The organism is Lentzea sp. NPDC042327 (assembly GCF_040647275.1).
Taxonomy (GTDB): Bacteria; Actinomycetota; Actinomycetes; order Mycobacteriales; family Pseudonocardiaceae; genus Lentzea.
The window spans coordinates 113,056-132,571 of record NZ_JBEZBX010000009.1 but is presented as its reverse complement, the minus strand read 5'-3'; the positions used below and the strand labels follow the sequence as shown (position 1 = coordinate 132,571).

Annotated in this window: 19 protein-coding genes; 4 read left to right on the top strand and 15 right to left on the bottom strand. The window is 71.2% G+C overall.

Annotation, left to right across the window (positions count from 1 at the left end):
• Positions 1-79 precede the first annotated feature (79 nt).
• A complete protein-coding gene (locus AB0A63_RS23775; protein ID WP_189154218.1) occupies positions 80-256 on the top strand; it encodes a DUF6104 family protein in 177 nt (58 codons plus the stop codon).
• A gap of 91 nt (positions 257-347) precedes the next feature.
• Here the strand turns inward: AB0A63_RS23775 and AB0A63_RS23770 are convergent, their stop codons facing one another.
• Positions 348-1,340, bottom strand: a complete 993-nt coding sequence (locus AB0A63_RS23770; protein WP_360395209.1) for an aldo/keto reductase — start codon at positions 1,338-1,340, stop codon at positions 348-350.
• Positions 1,341-1,539: 199 nt separating this feature from the next.
• On the opposite strand from AB0A63_RS23770, the gene AB0A63_RS23765 reads away from it, so the two are divergent.
• Positions 1,540-2,715: a S8 family peptidase gene (locus tag AB0A63_RS23765; RefSeq protein WP_360395206.1), complete on the top strand. Its 1,176-nt coding sequence runs from the start codon at positions 1,540-1,542 to the stop codon at positions 2,713-2,715.
• Positions 2,716-2,838: 123 nt separating this feature from the next.
• On the opposite strand, the gene AB0A63_RS23760 is transcribed toward AB0A63_RS23765, so the two are convergent.
• The 8 genes from AB0A63_RS23760 to AB0A63_RS23725 all read right to left on the bottom strand — a co-directional run bounded on the left by AB0A63_RS23760 (position 2,839) and on the right by AB0A63_RS23725 (position 12,037).
• A complete protein-coding gene (locus AB0A63_RS23760; protein ID WP_360395203.1) occupies positions 2,839-3,720 on the bottom strand; it encodes a hypothetical protein in 882 nt (293 codons plus the stop codon).
• Positions 3,721-3,783: 63 nt separating this feature from the next.
• Complete coding sequence (gene hutI / locus AB0A63_RS23755; RefSeq protein ID WP_360395200.1) at positions 3,784-4,932, bottom strand: imidazolonepropionase; 1,149 nt, start codon at positions 4,930-4,932, stop codon at positions 3,784-3,786.
• Entirely contained in the window at positions 4,929-6,203 is a 1,275-nt protein-coding gene (locus AB0A63_RS23750) for a formimidoylglutamate deiminase (RefSeq protein WP_360395197.1), read from the bottom strand. The genes hutI and AB0A63_RS23750 overlap by 4 nt, the downstream gene beginning before the upstream one ends.
• Positions 6,200-7,369 (bottom strand): allantoate amidohydrolase, encoded by a 1,170-nt coding sequence (locus AB0A63_RS23745; RefSeq protein WP_360395194.1) that lies wholly within the window; start codon positions 7,367-7,369, stop codon positions 6,200-6,202. Before AB0A63_RS23745 ends, AB0A63_RS23750 begins: the two co-directional genes overlap by 4 nt.
• Positions 7,369-9,030 carry a urocanate hydratase gene (gene hutU, locus AB0A63_RS23740; protein ID WP_360395191.1) on the bottom strand — a complete coding sequence of 554 codons (1,662 nt, stop codon included), beginning with the start codon at positions 9,028-9,030 and terminating at the stop codon, positions 7,369-7,371. Before hutU ends, AB0A63_RS23745 begins: the two co-directional genes overlap by 1 nt.
• A complete protein-coding gene (hutH, locus tag AB0A63_RS23735) occupies positions 9,027-10,532 on the bottom strand; it encodes a histidine ammonia-lyase (protein ID WP_360395189.1) in 1,506 nt (501 codons plus the stop codon). The genes hutU and hutH overlap by 4 nt, the downstream gene beginning before the upstream one ends.
• A gap of 72 nt (positions 10,533-10,604) precedes the next feature.
• Positions 10,605-11,513, bottom strand: a complete 909-nt coding sequence (locus AB0A63_RS23730) for a hypothetical protein (protein WP_360395186.1) — start codon at positions 11,511-11,513, stop codon at positions 10,605-10,607.
• Positions 11,510-12,037: a SigE family RNA polymerase sigma factor gene (locus tag AB0A63_RS23725; RefSeq protein ID WP_360395183.1), complete on the bottom strand. Its 528-nt coding sequence runs from the start codon at positions 12,035-12,037 to the stop codon at positions 11,510-11,512. Before AB0A63_RS23725 ends, AB0A63_RS23730 begins: the two co-directional genes overlap by 4 nt.
• Positions 12,038-12,150: 113 nt before the next feature.
• Between AB0A63_RS23725 and AB0A63_RS23720 the strand changes: the two genes are divergently transcribed.
• A complete protein-coding gene (locus tag AB0A63_RS23720) occupies positions 12,151-12,936 on the top strand; it encodes an IclR family transcriptional regulator (protein WP_360395180.1) in 786 nt (261 codons plus the stop codon).
• 67 nt (positions 12,937-13,003) lie between these two features.
• Here the strand turns inward: AB0A63_RS23720 and AB0A63_RS23715 are convergent, their stop codons facing one another.
• Genes AB0A63_RS23715 through AB0A63_RS23700 form a run of 4 tightly spaced genes read right to left on the bottom strand, consistent with a single transcriptional unit; the run spans position 13,004 to position 16,288 of the window.
• Positions 13,004-13,903, bottom strand: coding sequence for an ABC transporter substrate-binding protein (locus AB0A63_RS23715; protein ID WP_360395177.1), 900 nt, complete (start codon positions 13,901-13,903; stop codon positions 13,004-13,006).
• Complete coding sequence (locus tag AB0A63_RS23710) at positions 13,900-14,562, bottom strand: ABC transporter permease (RefSeq protein ID WP_360395174.1); 663 nt, start codon at positions 14,560-14,562, stop codon at positions 13,900-13,902. Before AB0A63_RS23710 ends, AB0A63_RS23715 begins: the two co-directional genes overlap by 4 nt.
• An 8-nt stretch (positions 14,563-14,570) precedes the next feature.
• Positions 14,571-15,209, bottom strand: coding sequence for an ABC transporter permease (locus tag AB0A63_RS23705; protein WP_360395171.1), 639 nt, complete (start codon positions 15,207-15,209; stop codon positions 14,571-14,573).
• A complete protein-coding gene (locus tag AB0A63_RS23700) occupies positions 15,206-16,288 on the bottom strand; it encodes an ABC transporter ATP-binding protein (protein ID WP_360395169.1) in 1,083 nt (360 codons plus the stop codon). Before AB0A63_RS23700 ends, AB0A63_RS23705 begins: the two co-directional genes overlap by 4 nt.
• 133 nt (positions 16,289-16,421) lie before the next feature.
• Here AB0A63_RS23700 and AB0A63_RS23695 point away from each other — a divergent pair, with 133 nt between their 5' ends.
• Entirely contained in the window at positions 16,422-17,972 is a 1,551-nt protein-coding gene (locus AB0A63_RS23695) for a bis-aminopropyl spermidine synthase family protein (protein WP_360395166.1), read from the top strand.
• On the opposite strand, the gene AB0A63_RS23690 is transcribed toward AB0A63_RS23695, so the two are convergent.
• Together AB0A63_RS23690 and AB0A63_RS23685 are read right to left on the bottom strand one after the other, a co-directional pair.
• Complete coding sequence (locus tag AB0A63_RS23690; protein ID WP_360395164.1) at positions 17,969-18,748, bottom strand: hypothetical protein; 780 nt, start codon at positions 18,746-18,748, stop codon at positions 17,969-17,971. The genes AB0A63_RS23695 and AB0A63_RS23690 overlap by 4 nt on opposite strands.
• A 9-nt stretch (positions 18,749-18,757) precedes the next feature.
• A complete protein-coding gene (locus AB0A63_RS23685; RefSeq protein WP_360395161.1) occupies positions 18,758-19,459 on the bottom strand; it encodes a helix-turn-helix domain-containing protein in 702 nt (233 codons plus the stop codon).
• Positions 19,460-19,516 lie beyond the last annotated feature (57 nt).

Sequence of the window (19,516 nt, the reverse complement as noted above, 5' to 3'; positions counted from 1 at the left end):
CCCGGGTACGCCCGAACGAGCCGCCGGATCCGACTGGGTCCGGCGGCTCGTTTTTCCAGCCCTCACAGGAGTTCAGGCCATGTACCACACCGATCGCGGCATCGAGGAGCTCGAGAAGCGGCGCGGCGAGGAGGAGGTCACGTTCGCGTGGCTCGCCGACAAGCTGCGGGAGTTCGTCGACGCCAACCCCGACTTCGAGACGCCGATCGAGCGCTTCGCCACGTTCCTGGCGCGCGACGACGACTTCGAGGACTAGTCCCCGCGCTTCCCGCGAACGCACGCGGGGACCTTTCGTACCCTCAGAGAGTACGAAAGGTCCCCGCGTGCGTTCAGCAAGCAGGGGGTGGCTACCAGGCGTAGGCCTCGGGGGCCGGCTTGGAGCCGTTGGGAGCGGGGGCGGGGAAGAGTTCGTCGAGCTTCGAGAGAACGTCCGCGTCGAGCTTCAGCTCCGCCGCCCGCAGTGAGCTGTCGAGCTGCTCGCCGGTGCGCGGGCCGATGATCGGCGCGGTCACGCCCTCCTGGTGCAGCAGCCACGCGAGACCGACGTTCGCCGGGTCCTCACCGATCTCCGCGCAGAGCTTCTCGTAGGCATCAATGGCGTCGCGGTGCTTCTCCAGCGCGTCCGAGGAACGGCCGGAGGCGCTGCGGGAGGCGCCGCCTTCGCGCTGCTTGCGCAGCACGCCGCCGAGCAGGCCGCCGTGCAGCGGTGACCACGGGATGACGCCGAGGCCGTAGTGGCGCGCGGCCGGCAGCACCTCCAGCTCGATCCAGCGGGTCATCAGGTTGTAGATCGACTGCTCGGACACCAGGCCGAGGAACCCGCGGGTGCGCGCGGCCTCCTGCGCCTGGGCGAGGTGCCAGCCGGCGAAGTTCGACGAGCCGAAGTAGATGACCTTGCCCTGCTGGCGCAGGACCGAGAAGGCCTCCCAGATCTCGTCCCACGGCGTGTCCCGGTCGACGTGGTGCATCTGGTACAGGTCGATGTAGTCGGTCTGCAGGCGCTTCAACGAGGCGTCGGCGGCGCGGCGGATGTTCAACGCCGACAGCTTCGTCTCGTTCGGCCACTCGCCCATGCTGCCGTAGAGCTTGGTGGCGATGACGGTCTTCTCGCGCCGGCCACCGCCCTGCGCGAACCACCGGCCGATGATCTGCTCGGTGACGCCCTCGCCCATCTTCCAGCCGTAGACGTTGGCGGTGTCGAAGAAGTTCAAGCCGTGCTCGTGGGCGCGGTCCATGATCGCGTGGCTGTCGGCCTCGGTCGTCTCGGGGCCGAAGTTCATGGTGCCGAGGCACAGGCGGGAGACAGAGAGGCCGCTGCGGCCGAGGTTCGTGTAGTCCATGGCTCAACCCTGCCCCTCCCGGCAGTGCTTGGCCACGTGGAGCTGCTCCAGGTGCGCCCGCCGCGGCCTTTCACAGCCGCCACAGCTCGGCCACAGTTTTGACAGTATTGCCGGCTGAATTTTCGAACCTCCCATTTCACCCGTTGGTGCGGTTAAGTTCGTCACGTTCCCCAAGTTCATTCCCTGCCAGGAGGAACCAATGGCACGACAACGAGGTCGTGTGGCGGTTGCGGCGGCACTCGGCATCGCTTCCACGGCGATCTGGGCGCCCACCGCGGTCGCTGAGCAGGCCGTGCTGCCCGGTGCCGGCGAGAAGGCCGTCGAGGGCAGCTACATCGTGGTGCTGAAGGACGGCGCGCACACCCCTGCCGCGACGCTGGCCTCCCGCTACCGCGGCACGGTCCGGCACACCTTCACGACCGCGCTGAACGGCTTCTCCGTGGCCGGTCTGTCCGAGCAGCAGGCCCGCAGGCTGGCGGCCGACCCCGCCGTCGACTTCGTCGAGCGCAACACGTTCGCGACGATCCAGGGCACCCAGGCCAACCCGACCTGGGGACTCGACCGGATCGACCAGGCGAGCCTGCCGCTGAACCGCTCCTACACCTACCCGAACACCGCCGGGAACGTGACGGCGTACATTCTCGACACCGGCATCCGCAAAACGCACGTCGATTTCGAGAACCGCGCCTCGGACGGTTACGACTTCATCGACAACGATTCAGTGGCGCAGGACTGCAACGGCCACGGAACACATGTCGCGGGCACCGTCGGCGGCAAGTCCTACGGTGTTGCCAAGCAGGTGAAGCTCGTCGGCGTGCGGGTGCTCGACTGCGCGGGCAGCGGCCCGTGGGACGGCATCATCCGCGCGATCGACTGGGTCACGCAGAACGCGAAGAAGCCGGCCGTGGTGAACATGAGCCTCGGTGGCAGCGGCACGAACAGCTCGTTGGAGAACGCGGTGCGGCGCTCGATCAGCTCCGGCACCACCTACGTGCTCGCCGGCGGCAACAGCGGCCAGGACGCGTGCGGCTTCACCCCTGCCCGCACCCCCGAGGCGATCACCGTGGGTGCGTCGGACCGCAACGACCGGCGGTCGATCTGGTCGGCGGGCTCGTCGAACTACGGCCGGTGCCTGGACATCTGGGCGCCGGGCAGCGAGATCGTGTCCGCGTCGCACAGCAGCGACACCGGCACGCGCTCGATGGGCGGCACCTCGATGGCCTCCCCGCACGTGGCGGGTGCCGCGGCGCTGTACCTGAGCGCCAACCCGTCGGCGACGCCCGCCCAGGTGCGCAACGCACTGGTCGGCGCGGCGACGCCGAACAAGCTCACCGACACCAGGACCGGTTCGCCGAACCTGCTGCTGAAGGTGTGAGACATGCCGTCGTCGTCACTCCCTGCACCGGCGACGGCCATCCTGCGCCCTTGATGCTCCGGCCGAATGCGGCTCGGCCGTGAGCGTCGATCCACCGGGGGCGCCTCGCGGTGGGAGTGGGTACTAGTCCCACTCCCACCGCACTCCGTAGATGCCCGGCTTCGCGTTGCGCACGTGGATGTGGGTGGACGCGGTGGTCCCGATCCACAGGTCGGACACCGCGGTCTCCGGTTCGTGCAGCGAGGGCCGGGTGAACTCGAAGCACCGCGCGGGCACGGCGTCGGGGTGGAAGTCGATCTGCAGCACGTAGTCGCCCACCGGCCGCAGGAACCGCCGGTCGCAGACCTCGCTCTCCGCGCCGGGCCGCATCTTGGCCGTGTAGTCGACCAGGGCGGTCTCCCCCGCCCGCAGCATCCGGTCGAACAGGATCTCCGCGACGAGGAACCCGGTGGTGTCGTCGCTGCGCACGCGCCCGAGCCGGCACGGCGGACCCGCCTCGACCGTCGCGACACCGAGGTCGGTGGCGTCGGCCAGCTGGATCGCGAGGAACCGGTCGACCCCGTCCTCCAGTGCCTGCACGACACCGGTGCAGTGCATCTCGACCTCACGCCGGTCCGGCCCGATCACCTGCCGGTCGCGCACGGTCAGGTAGGTCGACGCGGTGGGTTGCAGGCGGTCGATCCGCGCCATGACCTCACCGAGGTCGGTGGCCCGCGAGTCCCACATGTCCTCCAGCGACATCGCCTGCCCGACCCAGCGGCCGCGGGGGCGCTTGTCGCCGAGGCGGTCGGTGAGGTGGCCCTCCGCCAGCCCGAGGAGCTCCTCCAGCGCCGTGACGACCTTCAGCGACTCGGGGCGTTCCGGGCGGCTGCGGCCGCGGCGCCAGTAGCTGAGCGTCGACACGCTCACCTGCATGCCGCGGGCGGCCAGGTGGTGCTGGATCCGTTCGAGGCTGAGCCCGCTGTCGTCGACGGCCCTGGTCAGCGCGTCCGCGAAATCCGCCACGGGTGGAACCATACGGCCGCCGGGCCCTGCGCCAGTAGGCCCACCCGGAGGGTTACAAGATCGCTATCTCGTTCGGTGCCAGATCACCTGTTCGCCGTTCTTCCAGACGGCGTGCGTGAGCGGCACGCCGGGCCGGTAGGCGAGGTGGGTGATCGACGGCGCGTCCAGCACGTGCAGGTCGGCGCGGGCACCGGCGCGGATCACGCCTACGTCGTCGCGGCGCAGGGCCAGCGCACCGCCGAGCGTGGCGGCGCGGACGGCCTCCTCGATGCTCAGGAACATCTGCAGCACCGCGGTCGCCACGCAGAACGCCATCGACGAGGTGTAGGACGAGCCGGGGTTGCAGTTGCTGGCCAGCGCCACGGTCGCGCCCGCGTCGAGCAGGGCTCGTGCCGGGGGCAGCGGCTGGCGGGTGGACAGGTCGCAGGCCGGCAGCAGCGTGGCGACCGTGTCCGACGACGCCAGCGCGTCGACGTCGGCGGCCGACAGGTAGGTGCAGTGGTCGACGGAGGCGGCGCCGAGCTCGACGGCCAGCCGGACGCCGGGGCCCTCGCCGAGCTGGTTGCCGTGCACGCGCAGGCCGAGGCCCTTCTCCCGTGCCGCGAGCAGCACCGCCCTGGACTGGTCGTGGTCGAACGCGCCCTTCTCGCAGAACACGTCGGCCCAGCGCACCAGCGGCGCCACGGCGTCGAGCATCTCGCCGCGCACCAGGTCGACGTAGGTGTCGGCGTCCTCGCCGGGCGGGACGAGGTGGGCACCGAGGAACGTGACCTCCTCGACGTGCTCGGCGGCGATGCGGGCCGACCGCACCTCGTCGCGGACGTTCAGGCCGTAGCCGGTCTTGGTCTCCAGGAACGTGGTGCCCTGCCGCAACGCCTCGGCGACGTGCCGGCGCACCCCCTCGGACAGCTCCTGGTCCGACGCCCCGCGGGTCGCGCCGACGGTGACCGCGATGCCGCCCGCGGTGTAGGGCTGACCGGCCATGCGCGCGCCGAACTCGGCGGTGCGGTCGCCCGCGAAGACCAGGTGGGTGTGCGAGTCGACCCAGCCGGGCAGCACCGCTCGGCCCTCGACGTCGACCTTCACGTCGGCGGCGGGGGCGTGCGCGGCGGACCCGACCCACGCGATCCGGTCGCCGTCGACGACCAGCGCGTCCCCGGTGTCGTCGGTGTTCGTGGTGAGCTCACCGATGCCGGTGATCAACACGCTCATGCCCACAGCTCCTCGATCGCGGACGCCAGCAGCCGGCCGACGTCTCCCAGGGTCTCGTGCACGCCACCGGAGGCCACCACCCGGCCGCCGACCACCACGGTGTCCACGTCGGACGCCGTCGCGGACAGGAACACCTGCTCCGGCAACGACCCGGCGGTGCGCGGGGTCGAGCAGCTGATCGCCACCAGGTCGCAGGGCGCGCCCGGTTCGATCCGCCCGCCGTCGCGGCCGAGCGCCGAGTGCCGGGTGGCGGCGGCGCGCAGCTCGACCGGCGAGAACCGGCCGCGCTGCCCGGTGCGGAGGCGTTCGCCGTGCTCCAGCGCCCGCGTTTCGAGCAGCGGGTCGACGACGGCGTGCTGGTCGCTGCCCAGCGACAGCGGGCTGCCCGCGTCGGCGAGCTCGCGGGCCGGTCCGATGCCGTCCGCCAGGTCGGCCTCGGTGGTCGGGCAGAAGCACGCGCCGGTGCCGGTGCCGCCCAGGGTGGCGATGTCCTCTGCCGTGAGGTGGGTGGCGTGCACGGCGGTGGTGCGCGGGCCCAGCGCCCCCGCCTCGGCCAGCAACGCGGTCGGCGTCAGGCCGTAGGCCGCGAGGCAGGCCTCGTTCTCCGCGGGCTGCTCGGAGAGGTGCACGTGCAGCGGCGCGTCCGGAAACGCTTGCGCCACCACGGGAAGCTCCGCGCGCGGGACGGCCCGCACGGAGTGGATCGCGGCACCGACCAGCATCACGTCGTCGGCCTTCAGCTCCGCGACGCGGTTCGCCCACGCCTCGGCGGTGCCGTCGGAGAACCGCTGCTGCACCTCGTTGACCGGCTGGTCGATGCCGCCGGCGAGGTAGCAGGTGTCGAGCAGGGTGAGCCGGATGCCCGCGTCCGCCGCGGCCTCCCGCAGCGCGTACCCGAACTCGTTCGAGCGGTCGTGCACGTAGTGGAACTCGCCGACGGCCGAGACCCCGGCGAGCGCCATCTCCGCGTAGACCGCGCGGGCCAGGCGGTAGTAGGACTGCGGCGTCAGCTTGGACGCGAGCGCGTACATGCCCTCGCGCCACGTCCAGAACGTGCCGCCGCCGTCGTGCGTACGGCCCCGGAGCGCGCGGTGGAACGCGTGCGAGTGGGCGTTCGCGAAGCCCGGCACGACGACGCCGTACAACCGGCGCACGCCCAGCGGGATCGTGTCCACGGTGGACACACTCGCGATCTTCCCGTCCTCGACCCTGATCAGCACCCGGTCCGCGAGGCCGTCGGGCAACCAGGCCCGCTCGCACCAGAAGTTCATGACCCGAGGTGTTCGATCGTGGCGGCGAGGGCGCGCACGCCCTCGTCGACGTCGGCCTGCTCGGCGAACTCCTCCGGCGCGTGGCTCACGCCGGTCGGGTTGCGCACGAACAGCATCGCCGTCGGCACGTGGGCGGCGAGGATGCCGGCGTCGTGGCCCGCCCCCGTCGGCAACGCCGGAACGCCGCCGAGCGCACCCGCGATGTCGTCCCGCAGCGCGCTGTCGAAGTGCACCGTGTCGCCGTACGACTCCTCGGTGATCCGCAGCTCGCAGCCCTCCTCCTCAGCGGCCTGGCCGGCTGCCTCGGAGATCTCCGCGACCATCGCGCGGGTGCGTGCGTCGTCGCTGTCCCGCGCGTCGAGCCAGACGTCCACGGTGGACGCGATGACGTTGGTGCCACCGGGGTTGGGGACGAGCCTTCCCACGGTGGCACGGCCGCCACCCCTGGCCGCCTTCCTGGCGGCGAGGACGAGCCGGGACGCGGGGAGCATCGGGTCGCGTCGGTCCTCGATCAACGTCGCCCCGGCGTGGTTGCCCTCGCCGGAGAACGTGAAGCGCCACCGGCCGTGCGCGAGGATGCTGCTGGCCACGCCCACCGGCACGGTGAGGCCGCGACCCTGTTCGACGTGCAGCTCGACGAACCGGCCGATGCGCCGCAACGCCCGTTCGTCGCGCCCGACCAGGTCCGGGTCGTGGCCGGCCGCCTTCATGGCCTCGGCCAGCGTGACGCCGTCCGGGTCCTTGAGCGCCAGCGCCTTCCCGGGCGGGATGGCCCCGGTCAGGAGCCTGCTGCCGAGGCAGGCGACGCCGAACCGGCCGCCCTCCTCCTCGGCGAAGACCGCGATCGCGAACGGTCGTGCGGGCTGGAAGCCCTTGGCCTGCAACAGGTCAACGGCCTCCAGCGCCGACGTGACGCCGAGCGGGCCGTCGAACGCGCCGCCACCGGGCACGGAGTCGAGGTGGCTGCCGGTGACGAGCGCGTCGTCGCCGGGCTCGCCCCACCACGCCCACAGGTTGCCGTTCCGGTCGGTCTCCACGCCGAGACCGCGCCGGACCGCCTGCTCCACGAACCAGTGCCGCAGCTCCAGCTCGGGCTTGTCGTACCCGTGCCGCGAGTAGCCGCCGCGCTTCGAGTCCCTGCCGACGTCCGCGATCTGGTCGAGCATCAACCCTCCACCGGACTGTGCATCATCGGGATGCGGACGCCCTTGTCCGCGGCCACGGTCTTCGCCTCGTCGTACCCGGCGTCCACGTGCCGGATGACGCCCATGCCGGGGTCGTTGGTCAGCACGCGCTCGATCTTCTGCGCGGCCAGCTCGGTGCCGTCGGCGACGGTGACCTGGCCGGCGTGGATGGACCGCCCGATGCCCACGCCACCACCGTGGTGCAGCGACACCCACGTCGCACCCGAGGCCGTGTTGACCAGGGCGTTCAGCAGCGGCCAGTCGGCGATCGCGTCGGAGCCGTCGGCCATCGCCTCGGTCTCGCGGTACGGCGAGGCGACCGAGCCGCAGTCGAGGTGGTCGCGGCCGATGACGATCGGCGCGGACAGCTCACCGGAGGCGACCATCTCGTTGAACTTGAGGCCCGCCAGGTGCCGTTCGCCGTAGCCGAGCCAGCAGATGCGGGCGGGCAGGCCCTGGAACTCGACCCGCTCACCGGCCATCTTGATCCAGCGGTGCAGCTGCTCGTTCTCCGGGAACAGCTCCAGGATCGCCCTGTCGGTCTTCGCGATGTCGGCCGGGTCGCCGGACAGCGCGGCCCAGCGGAACGGGCCCTTGCCCTCGCAGAACAGCGGCCGGATGTAGGCGGGCACGAAGCCGGGGAACGCGAACGCCCGGTCGTAGCCGCCGAGCTGCGCCTCACCGCGGATCGAGTTGCCGTAGTCGAACACCTCGGCGCCGCGGTCGAGGAACCCGACCATGGCCTCGACGTGGTCGGCCATCGACTTGCGCGCGCGGTCGGTGAACTCGTCCGGCTTCGCGGCCGCGTAGTCCTGCCACTCGTCGAGCGGGACGCCGACCGGCAGGTACGCCAGCGGGTCGTGCGCCGAGGTCTGGTCCGTGACGATGTCGACGGGGACCTCGCGGCGCAGCAGCTCGGGCAGGACCTCCGCCGCGTTGCCCACGACGCCGACGGACACGGCCTCACCGGCGGCCTTCGCGGCCAGCACCCGTTCGATCGCCGAGTCCAGGTCGTCCGCGATCTCGTCGAGGTAGCGGGTCTCCAGGCGGCGCTGGGCGCGGTGCGGGTCGACCTCGACGCACAGCGCGACGCCCTCGTTCATCGTCACGGCGAGCGGCTGCGCGCCACCCATGCCGCCGAGGCCCGCGGTGACGGTCAGCGTGCCCTTGAGCGTGCCGTTGAAGCGCTTGGTGGCGACGGCGGCGAACGTCTCGAACGTGCCCTGCAGGATGCCCTGGGTGCCGATGTAGATCCACGACCCGGCGGTCATCTGCCCGTACATCGTGAGGCCCTCGGCCTCCAGGCGGCGGAACTCGGGCCAGTTCGCCCAGTCCGGCACGAGGTTCGAGTTCGCGATGAGCACCCGCGGCGCCCACTCGTGCGTGCGCATGACGCCGACCGGGCGGCCGGACTGCACGAGCAGCGTCTCGTCGGCCTCCAGGTTCCTCAGCTCACGCGAGATCGCCTCGAACGACGGCCAGTCGCGCGCCGCCTTGCCGGTGCCGCCGTAGACCACGAGGTCCTCGGGGCGCTCGGCGACGTCGGGGTCGAGGTTGTTGTGGAACATCCGCAGTGCGGCCTCGGTCGGCCAGCTCTTCGCGGTCAGTTCGGTGCCGCGGTCGGCGCGAACGGTGGTCATCACAGAGCTCCACTTCGAATCAGGGCCTCGGCGGCGGCGATCTCGGGCGCGAGGTGGCGGTCGGGGCCGGGGCCCTGGACGGTCTCGCGCAGCTTCGCCACGGCGGCGGCGGTCGCGGGGGCGGGCTTGAGGGGCGCGCGCAGGTCGAGGGCCCGCGCGGCGGTGAGCAGTTCGACGGCCAGCACGGTCGTGAGCCCGTCCACGGCCTTGCGCAGCTTGCGCGCGGCGGACCAGCCCATCGACACGTGGTCCTCCTGCATCGCCGACGACGGGATGGAGTCGACGGAGGCGGGCACGGCCAGGCGCTTGAGCTCGGACACGATCGCCGCCTGGGTGTACTGGGCGATCATGTGGCCCGAGTCGACACCGGGGTCGTCTGCGAGGAACGGCGGCAGGCCGTGCGAGCGGGAGACGTCGAGCATGCGGTCGGTGCGGCGCTCGGCGATCGAGGCCACGTCCGCGACCGGGATGGCGAGGAAGTCCAGCACGTACGCGACGGGCGCGCCGTGGAAGTTGCCGTTGGACTCGACCCGGCCGTCGGCCAGCACCACCGGGTTGTCGACGACCGACGACAGCTCGCGGTCGGCCACCGTCGCCGCGTACGCCACGGTGTCGCGGGCGGCGCCGTGCACCTGCGGGGAGCAGCGCAGCGAGTACGCGTCCTGCACGCGGGTGCAGTCGGGGCCGCGGTGCGAGGCGACGATCTCGGAGTCCCGCAGGAACGCGAGCATCCTGGCCGCCGAGAGGTTCTGACCGGGGTGCGGGCGCAGCGCGTGCAGCTCCGGCTCGAAGACGCGGTCGGTGCCGAGCAGGGCCTCGACGCTCATCGCGGCGGTGAGGTCGGCGACGTCGAGCAGCCTGGTCAGGTCGGCGATCGCGAGCGACAGCATGCCGAGCATGCCGTCGGTGCCGTTGATGAGCGCGAGGCCTTCCTTCTCGGCCAGCTGCACCGGCTCGATGCCCGCGGCCCTGAGCGCGTCGGCGGCCGGGACGAGCTCGCCGGCCGCGGTGCGGACCATGCCCTCGCCCATCAGCGCGAGCGCGCTCGCCGACAGCGGCGCCAGGTCGCCGGAACAGCCCAGCGAGCCGAACTCGTGCACCACCGGCGTGATGCCGGCGTTCAGCATCCCGGCCATCGCGTCGACGGTGGACAGCCGGACACCGGTGTGGCCGGTCGCGAGGGTGCGCAGCCGCAGCAGCATCAGCGCCCGCACGACCTCGCGCTCCACCTCGGGGCCGGAGCCGGCCGCGTGCGAGCGGATCAGCGAACGCTGCAGCTGGGCGCGGCGGTCCGGCGGGATGTGCCGGACGGCGAGCGCGCCGAACCCGGTCGAGACGCCGTAGGTGGGGCGTTCGGCCGTGGCGAGCTGCTCGATGTGGCCGCGGGCCGTGCTGACCGCCTCGCGGGCCGCCTCGGTGATCGCCACCGGCGCACCGTCGCGGGCGACGGCGTGGACGTCCTCCAGGGTCAGCGGCTTCGGACCCAGCTCCACCGGTTGTGTCATGCAGACATCACAGCGCTCCGGGACCGCCTCAGCGACCCCGGAGCGCTCGATCGTGTCTGGGACTCCAGACGCCTACAGGCCGCGGCCGATCCAGGCCGTGTCCGGCTGCTCGACGACCTCGACCTCGTTGACCAGCTCGACCAGCTCGTCGGACCAGGAGCCGGCCGTCGCCGAGATCCACAGGCCGCCGTCCTGGACCGCCACGGTGTTGCCGTTGCGCACGCCCTGCTTGCCGCGCACGGTCAGCGGTTCGTTCGGCGCGGGCAGCTCCGGCTTGTCCGTCGCCACCTGCACGGACACCGAGTTCCTGCCCAGCGACGAGTGCCACCTGTCCGGTGCGGTGCCGCGCACGACCTCGGCGTACCTGCCGTCGAGCTTGAACGGCGGCGCGTGCGTGATCTTGGCGTCGGCCCGCACCGACTCGGCCACGCGCAGGGCGATCTCCCGCGCGTCGCCCACCCCGGTCACGGACACGTCCAGGACGTCCTGCGCCTGCCAGACGACGGTGGCGGCGTCACCCCTGACCTGCACCCTGGCCTCCAGGCCGCGAACACGGGTCAGGTCCCACCCGCGGACGTCCGGCATCTCGCCGTGCACCCTGAGCACGAGGCCCGGGTTGCCGTAGGGCGCGGCGCCCGCGGGACCCCACACCCTGGTGGGCCCCGCGTTCGTGGCGCGGAGGCTCTCGACGAACCCGGCCGGCAGCCAGTGCGGTGCGTACTTGAACGGAACGCCCTTGCCGGCGTCCTGCGCGAGCGCCGCGGCGGCGTCGTTCGGGTTCGGCGGGGTGTACCGCTCGCTCGCGACGAGTCCCGTGAAGATCAGGACCGCGACGGCGGCGACTCCGGCGGTGGCGATGAGGAAGACGTTGCGCTGCCTTTTGCGCTTGCGGCGCAGCGCGTTCAACGTCGGTCCGGGGTGCGGGGTGCGTTCGGCGAGCTGGCCGAGCGCCTCCTTGATCAGCTGTTCGGTGTCGTTCACGACAGGCCCTCCCCGAGCCGCAACCCGACACCAGCGGGCTGCGGCGTGTGGTCCATCCGGAGTGTGGCCAGCGCACGTGAGATGTGGCTGCGCACGGTTCCCTCGGCACAACCGAGCATCTGTGCGATCTCCGAGTCCTCGTAGTTCTCGTAGTAGCGGAGCACCACGGCCGCCCGCTGCTTGCGGGGCAGCCTGGCGATCCGCTGCAACATGGCTTCCCGCTCGTCGTAGTGGTGCGTCGTGTCCCCGACCGGCGGTGTGACGGACTCCAGGGTGGTCGTGCAGAGGGCGACGTCCTTGGCGGCCCTGCGTCTGCGCCACGAGAGGTACTCGTTGGTCACCATGCGCTTGACGTAGGCGTGAGGGAGGTCGACTGAACCGATGCGGTCCCACTTCTGCTGCGCGCGCAGCAGGACTTCCTGGACCACGTCCTGGGCCAGGTGTGGGTCGCACGTGAGCACGGTGGCGTAGCGCAGCAACGGGGTCACCTGTTCTGCCACGAAGTCATCGAAACTCGGTGTCAATCCCGACCCCCTTCAAAACCGTCACACCACTCCAACGCACCCGCGGCCCGTTCTGTTGAGTGTGCACTGACGGCGGATCGGCGTGGGCTGGATCACGTGGGAAAATCACCGGTGTGGGCAGCAGCAGTGATGTTCCCGCGTTGCGGCGAGGGCTCGCGGTCCTGCGCCTGCTGGCCGGCCGTCCGGGCCCGGTCTCCGCGGCGTCGGTGGCGCGTGAGCTCAACCTGCCCAGGTCAACGACCTACCACCTGCTCTCGGAGCTGACCGAGGCCGGTTTCGCGACGCACTTCCCCGAGGAGAAGCGGTACGGCCTGGGCGTCGCGTCGTTCGAGCTCGGCTCCGCCTACCTGCGCCACGACCCGCTGGAACGGCTCGCGCGCCCGTTGCTGCGCAAGCTCGCCGACCGGATGGAGAAGGTCGCCCACCTGGGCGTCCTGCACGGCTCGGAGGCGCTGTACCTGGTCCGCGAGCAGCCCCGGCAACCCCAGTCGATCGTCTCCGACGTCGGCGTCCGCCTGCCCGCCCACCTGACCGCCTCCGGCCGCGCGATGCTCGCCCACCTGCCCCCGGCGCAGGTCAGGGCGGTGTTCCCGTCGGTGGCGGCGTTCGTCGACCGCACCGGCCGCGGCCCGCACAACCTCCCGGCGCTGCGGCGGCTGCTGACCGTCGAACGACGGCAGGGCTGGGCGGTCGAGGACGGGTTCGTGACGGCCGGCTTCGCCTCGGTGGCGGCCCCGGTGTTCGACCACGGCGAGCGCCCGATCGCGGCGATCACGCTGACGTTCCGCCACCTGTGCGACACGCCGTGCGGTCAGACGTGGCCGGACCTGGCGAAGGAGGTCCGCAAGGCCGCCGAGGAGCTGACGCTGCGGATCGGCGGTCACGCGGCGCACACGTGACAAGGGCGTCTGCAAGTACTACCAACACGCTGTTGGTAGTACTTGCAGACGCCCGAGAGGCAGAGCGTCAGAGGCCGACCGAGGCCAGCCAGTCCTTCGCGACCTTGTCCGGCTCCGGCTTGTCCGGTGCCGCCAGCTTGGCGTTCAGGTCGAGCAGCGTCTTCGTGTCGAGCTTCTTCGAGATGCCGTTGAGAATCCCGCGGACCTGCTCCGACGCCTTCTTCTCGTTGATCAGCGGCAGCACGTTCTGCGCCGCGAACACGCTCTTCGGGTCCTCCAGCGCCACGAACTCGTTGGCCGAGATGGCGGTGTCGGTGGTGAAGAGGTCGGCGGCCTGCACCGTGCCGTCCTTCAGGCCCGCGACGGTGACCGGGCCGCCGACGTCGAGCGCCTTGAAGGACTTGAACTCGCAGTTGTACTTCTCCTTCAGGCCGGGCAGGCCGTCGGGACGGGTCTGGAACTCCGGCGGGCCGCCGAAGACCATCTCCTTGCAGTACGGGACGAGGTCCTCGATCGACTTGAGGCTGTACTGGGCAGCGGTCTGCTTGGTGACGACGACCGCGTCCTTGTCCTCGGCCGCGGACTTGTCCAGCACGGTCAGGCCCTGCGGCAGCGACTTCTTCAGCGCCGTGTAGACCTCTTCCGCGGCCACCTCGGTCGCGTTCTTGTTGACGTGCTTGAGCAACACGCCGGTGTACTCGGGGATCAGGTCGATGGAACCGTCCTGGACGCCCTTGAAGTACAGCTCCCGGTTGCCGATGTTGAGCTTCTTGGAGACCTTGACGCCCTTGGCGGACAGGGCTTCCGCGTAGATCTCGGCGAGCAGGCGGGACTCCGGGAAGTTGCCGGAGCCCACGACGATCGTGTCCGTCGGGGCCGGGTTGTTGCCACCTCCGCCGGACAACGGGTCACCACCGCACGCCGACAGGAGCACGACCGCAGCAACAGCCGTGGCGATGCGCTTCATTTCTTTCCTCCGGTTCCCACTGGACGCAGCCCTGGCGAGACCGTCAGCCGTTGCAGGCCGGCGAACGCCAGGTCGACGAGGACGGCGAGCAGTGCGACGAGCACCGCGCCGGCGAGCATCTGACCGAATTCCTGGAGGGCGAGGCCGTCGAAGACGAACCTGCCCAGACCACCCGCGCCGGTGTAGGCGGCGATGGTGGCCGTGGCGACGACCTGGAGCGCGGCGCCCCGGAAACCGCCGTAGATCAGGGGAAGAGCGTTCGGGATCTCCACCTTCAGCAGCACGCCCGACTCGCGCATGCCGACACCGCGCGCGGCGTCGACGATCGCCGGGTCCACCGCGCGGATGCCCGCGTACGCGCCCGCCATGATCGGCGGGATCGCCAGCAGCACCAGCGCGACGTACACGGGGAAGTCGCCCAGCCCCGCCCACAGCACGACGAGGATCAGCACCGCCGTCGTCGGCAACGCCCGCAGCGCGTTCGACAGCCCGACGACGACGAACCCGCCACGGCCGGTGTGGCCGACGAACGCACCGAGCGGCACGGCGATCACGGCCGCGATCAGCAGCGTGAAGAACGTGAACCCGAGGTGTTCCAGCAGCCGCACCGGAATCCCGGTCTCACCGCTCCAGTGCGCGGGGTCGAAGAGCCAGCCCATCGCTCAGCTCACCTCCCCACCCGTGCCCACGGCGTGAGCAGCCGTCCGGCCAGCAGCAGCACCCCGTCCGCGAGCACCGCCAGCACCACCGTGCCGATGAGGCCCGCGACGACCTTCTCGGTGTGGTCGTTCTGGTAGCCCTCGGTGAAGAGCTGGCCGTACCCGCCGAGGCCGACGAGCGCGCCGACGCTGACCATGCTGATGTTCGACACCGTCGCGACCCGCAGGCCCGCCACCGTGACCGGCAGCGCCAGCGGGAACTCGACGGTGAGGAACCGGCGCAACGGCCGGTAGCCCATCGCGTTCGCCGCCGCCACCACGTTGCCGGGCACCGCGGCGAGCGCGTCGGCGACCGAGCGCACCATCAGCGCCACCGTGTAGACCACCAGCGGCACGATGACGTTGATCTCGTCGAGGATCTGCACGCCGAGCAGCACCGGCGTGATCACGATCAGCGCGATGGACGGGATCGTGAACAGGATGTTGGAGAGCGGGAACAGCACCGCGCGCGCCGGCTGCGACCGGCTGGCCCACCACCCGAGCGGGATCGAGAGCACGAACCCGATCACCACCGGCAGGAGGGCGAGCCGGACGTGAACCTCCGTGACTTCCCAGAACTTCTCCCAGTTCTCGAAAATCCAGTTCACTTGGGGACCTCACCCGCCGCGCGGGCCTTCGCGAGGGCCTTGATCACGTCGTCGGCCCGCACGACGCCGATCACCGCGCCGGAGCCGTCGACGGTGACGCCGAGCGCGGACGGCGAGCTGAGCGCCGCGTCGAGCGCGCCGCGCAACGAGCCGCCGTCGTAGAGGGACCCGCCGGAGACGAGGTGGTCCTCGCTGACCAGCACCTCACCGTCCACTCCGGACAGCCAGCCCTTCGGCCTGTTCTGTTCGTCGACGGCGAGCGTCCAGTCGGTGACGGTGACGCGTTCGCCGATCCTGGCGGTGGCGACGGGGTGCACGGGCACGTCCGCGTGCAGGAACGTCAGGGTGCGGTAGCCGCGGTCCCTGCCGACGAACGACGCCACGAAGTCGTTGGCGGGCGCGCTCAGCAGCTCGGCCGGCCGCGCGTACTGCGCCAGGTGGCCGCCGGTCTGGAACACGGCGACCCGTTCGCCGAGCTTGAGCGCCTCGTCGATGTCGTGGGTGACGAACACGATGGTCTTGTCGAGCTCGGCCTGCAACCGCAGCAGCTCGTTCTGCAGGTCCTCGCGCACGACCGGGTCGACGGCGCTGAACGGCTCGTCCATCAGCAGCACCGGCGGGTCGGCGGCGAGCGCGCGGGCGACGCCGACGCGCTGCTGCTGGCCGCCGGAGAGCTGCGCCGGGTACCGCTTGCCGAAGCTCGGGTCCAGCCCGACGATCTCCAGCAGCTCCGCGGCGCGCGTGCGGGCCTTGCGTCTGTCCCAACCGGACAGCAGCGGCACCGTGGCGACGTTGTCGAGGACGGTGCGGTGCGGGAACAGCCCGGCCTGCTGGATGACGTAGCCGATGCCGCGCCGCAACGTGGGCGGGTCGACCTCGAGCACGTCCTCGCCGTCGACCAGGATCGTGCCCGAGGTGGGGTCGATCATGCGGTTGACCATGCGCAGCGACGTCGTCTTGCCACATCCGGAAGGACCGACGAACACCGTGATGGTGCCCGCCTCGACCACGAGGTCGAGCTGATCGACAGCGATGGTCCCGTCCTCGAACCGCTTGGTGACGGCCCGGAACTCGATCACCCTTCGGATCCCTCCGGTCGTGACGGTCTCCCCGGTTCGGACCGCCCTGGATGCAGATCCCTGAGACCTTAACTCGTTCGGCGTACCCCGGCACAGCGTTCCAGAATGTGACAGCCCGTATGGTTTACCGCTTGTGACGATCGACCAGGTGCGCACGCTGCTGTCCGACCGCGGCGTGCACGCGCGCAAGCTCCGCGAGGTGTTGTCCCTGCTCAGCCAGGACTGGCACCCGCTGGCGGAGCTGGTGCGCCTGCCCGCTGTCCCCCGCCGCACGGTCCAGGACCTGCTGAAAGCCCTCGGCGACGACGCCGAATCTTCAGGTGATCGTTACCGCATCGCGCCGAAGCTGGTCCCCGCCTACCGCGAGGCGTTCGCCGTCGCCGGCGTGCGCGACCACACCGACGTGCTGCGCCAGATCCTCGTCGACATCGCCGACGTGCCACCGCCGTTGTCCTCGTTGGACCACGTGCAGGCCACCGCGGAGACCGCACTCCACCGCGCCGTGCACCTGAACTCGGTCTACGACCTCGCGGGCAAGCACCTGCTGTGCCTGGGCGACCACGACCTGACCTCGCTGGCGGTCGCCGCGGTGAACCCCGCGGTGTCCATCACCGTCGTGGACCTCGACGAGCGCCTGCTGGAGTTCATCGACTCGCGCGCCCGCGACCGCGGCCTCACCATCAGAACCTTGCACTGCGACATGCGTTTCGGCCTGCCCGCGTCCGTGCTGGAGTCGGCGGACCTCGTGTTCTCCGACCCGCCGTACACGCCGGAGGGCATGGCCCTGTTCGCCGGCCGCGCGGTGGAGGCCTTGTCCGACATCGCTTCGGGCCGCGTGCTGCTCGCCTACGGCTTCTCCGACCGCACCCCGGCACTGGGCCTGAAGGTGCAGCAGGAACTGCAGAAGCTCGGCCTCGTCTTCGAGGCGATCCTGCCCGCGTTCCACCGCTTCGACGGCGCCCAGGCCATCGGCTCGGCCGCCGACCTGTACGTCTGCCGCCCGACTGGCCGCCGCGCGGTGACCGGCGGCACCCGCATCTACACCCACGGCGCGCAGTCCGTGGAGTCCACCGGCCCGTCCCGCGAGGCCCTCGCCGCCCTGTCCGAACTGGCCCCCCGCCCCGAGTCCTCCCCACCCCCGAAGCCGCGCGCGGCCGGGTGGGCCGAACCGGTCGGCAAGGGCGCGGCGTCCCTGGCCGTCGACCTGTCCGCGGACCCCGGCCCGTGGCTGCTGCGGACGCTGCTGGCGTCCTCCCCCGCCCGCCTGGCCTGCCTGGTGCCGAACAACCACCCGGCCGTGTCGTCGGCGGCGGGCCAGCAGGAGCTGCAGTCGCTCGTGCGCACCCGCTTCACGCTCAAGTTCCTGCGCAACAAGCCGGACGGCAAGACCACGATCGTGGTCGCCGACCAGGTCCTGCACGGCTCGCTGTCCCTCGGCGACCGGGTCGTGCGCGAGGTGCTGATGAAGGCGCACGGCAAGTTGCGCAACGTCTGGCGCGAGGCGCTGATCACGGCCTCGCAGGGCCTGCTGACCAAGCGGCAGGCGGCCGAGGTCGTCGACAACGCCGCGGCGGACTCGGAGGACCTGGAGCTGCGGTTGATCGACCTGCCGAAGCACCGGATCGCGGCGTTGCTGCCGGAGGTGTCGGCCAGCGCGCGGTACGTGGAGCGGCCGGAGGGCTAGTCACCGTGGCGCAGGAGGTCCCAGGTCAGCCGAGCGTCCTCGGCGTCGTCGCCCACGGCACGCCATGCGTGGTGCTCCGGTTCGTCCAACACGGAGGTCTGTGCGAAACGGCCGTTCGCCGGAGGCGGACCCAACTGCTCCAGCAGCACGTCGGCGTCGTCCACCAGCGAGGTGAGGAACGCCAGGTCCTCCAGATGCCGGGAGCCGAAGGCCGCAGCGGGCGACCGGTGCGCCTCGCCCGCGTAGGCGGCGACCTTGAGACAGAGGGCTCGGGCCAGGTCCGGAAGCACAACGGCGCCCGTCCGCCCTCGGTACTCGGCACGCACGGCGACACGGTTGCGCAGCGCGGCAAGGCCGCCGTACACCTCGATCGTCCGCCCCGGCGGCGTCGTGGTCAGGTCGGGTGGTGGCCGGACCCCGGCCGGCGCGAGAACGTCGACGCGTTCGTCGTTCGCACCGATGTACCTGTGCGTCGAGTCGTCCGGGCTCGCCGGATCGACCCGGTATCCCAGGCCTTGCAACACCTCGACGGCATCGCGCAGGCATGACGGGACCAACTGCACGTCGAAGAGCACGTCCACGTCCCGGGTGACCCTGACAGGTTGACGCCCCAGGACTGCACCGTGCAGGTAGACCATCACCCCGCCGATGATCACGTGGTCCGCCGGCAGCGCCTCGCTCAGATCGAGCAGGCTCGGCCACAGCGTCGAGTCGCCGAGTTCGGGCAGCACGGCCGTTCCCGCGACGTGCAGATCAGGCCAACGCGCGAAGATCATCGCGCAACGTTACCGAATGTGGGTGAGCAGCTCCTGAGCAGCTCCACGTGACCGTTCGTCGCCCAAGTCCAGCAAATCCGCCGCGGCAACGGATTTCGGCACGTACGGCGCGCCGAACACCATCTCCTCAACAGACCGGGGCAGCCCTCCGGGAAGGACACGCACAGTCACATTCGGCTTCGGTGAATCCCAACTGCTGCCCCTCATGCGCGCAAGCGCGTCGAACGCCTCGACAGAGGTCAGCAGCTCCGCGTGCGGCTCGTCCGCCGAGACCAGCGCGGCCCCGTGGTGGTTCGCGGCTCGGACGCCGCCGATCGCGACGCCCGGCAACTCCTCGGCACGACGAAGAACGTTCGCCAGCATGCGCGCACAGCGGACGTCCGCACGCCTGGCCAGCAATCGGGGCCAGTCGCTCAGGGGTCGTTGCGCATAGCGCTTCACGCGAACCAGTTCCGAAGGGGAGAGCCAGTCCACGTGCGCACCTGACGCGTGAGCGAGCACGGCCCAAGCGATCCGCGGCGACCACGGTTGTCCGCGCTGCGGCTTCTCGACGTGCAGCCGCCGGTGGACCGCGTCAGCGTCGACCAGCAGGTCGCGCCCGGGTTTGACGGCGTTCAGCCGTCCTGCTGCCACCAGGTCCCGGACCTGCGCAGCGGACACCCCGAGCCGTTGGGCCGCTTCGGCGACCGAAAGCCATCCGACCAAGCTCATCCGCTGTCCTCCGATTTACAGTATACCCCGCGTTAGGTGGGGGTTACTGTAAAAACG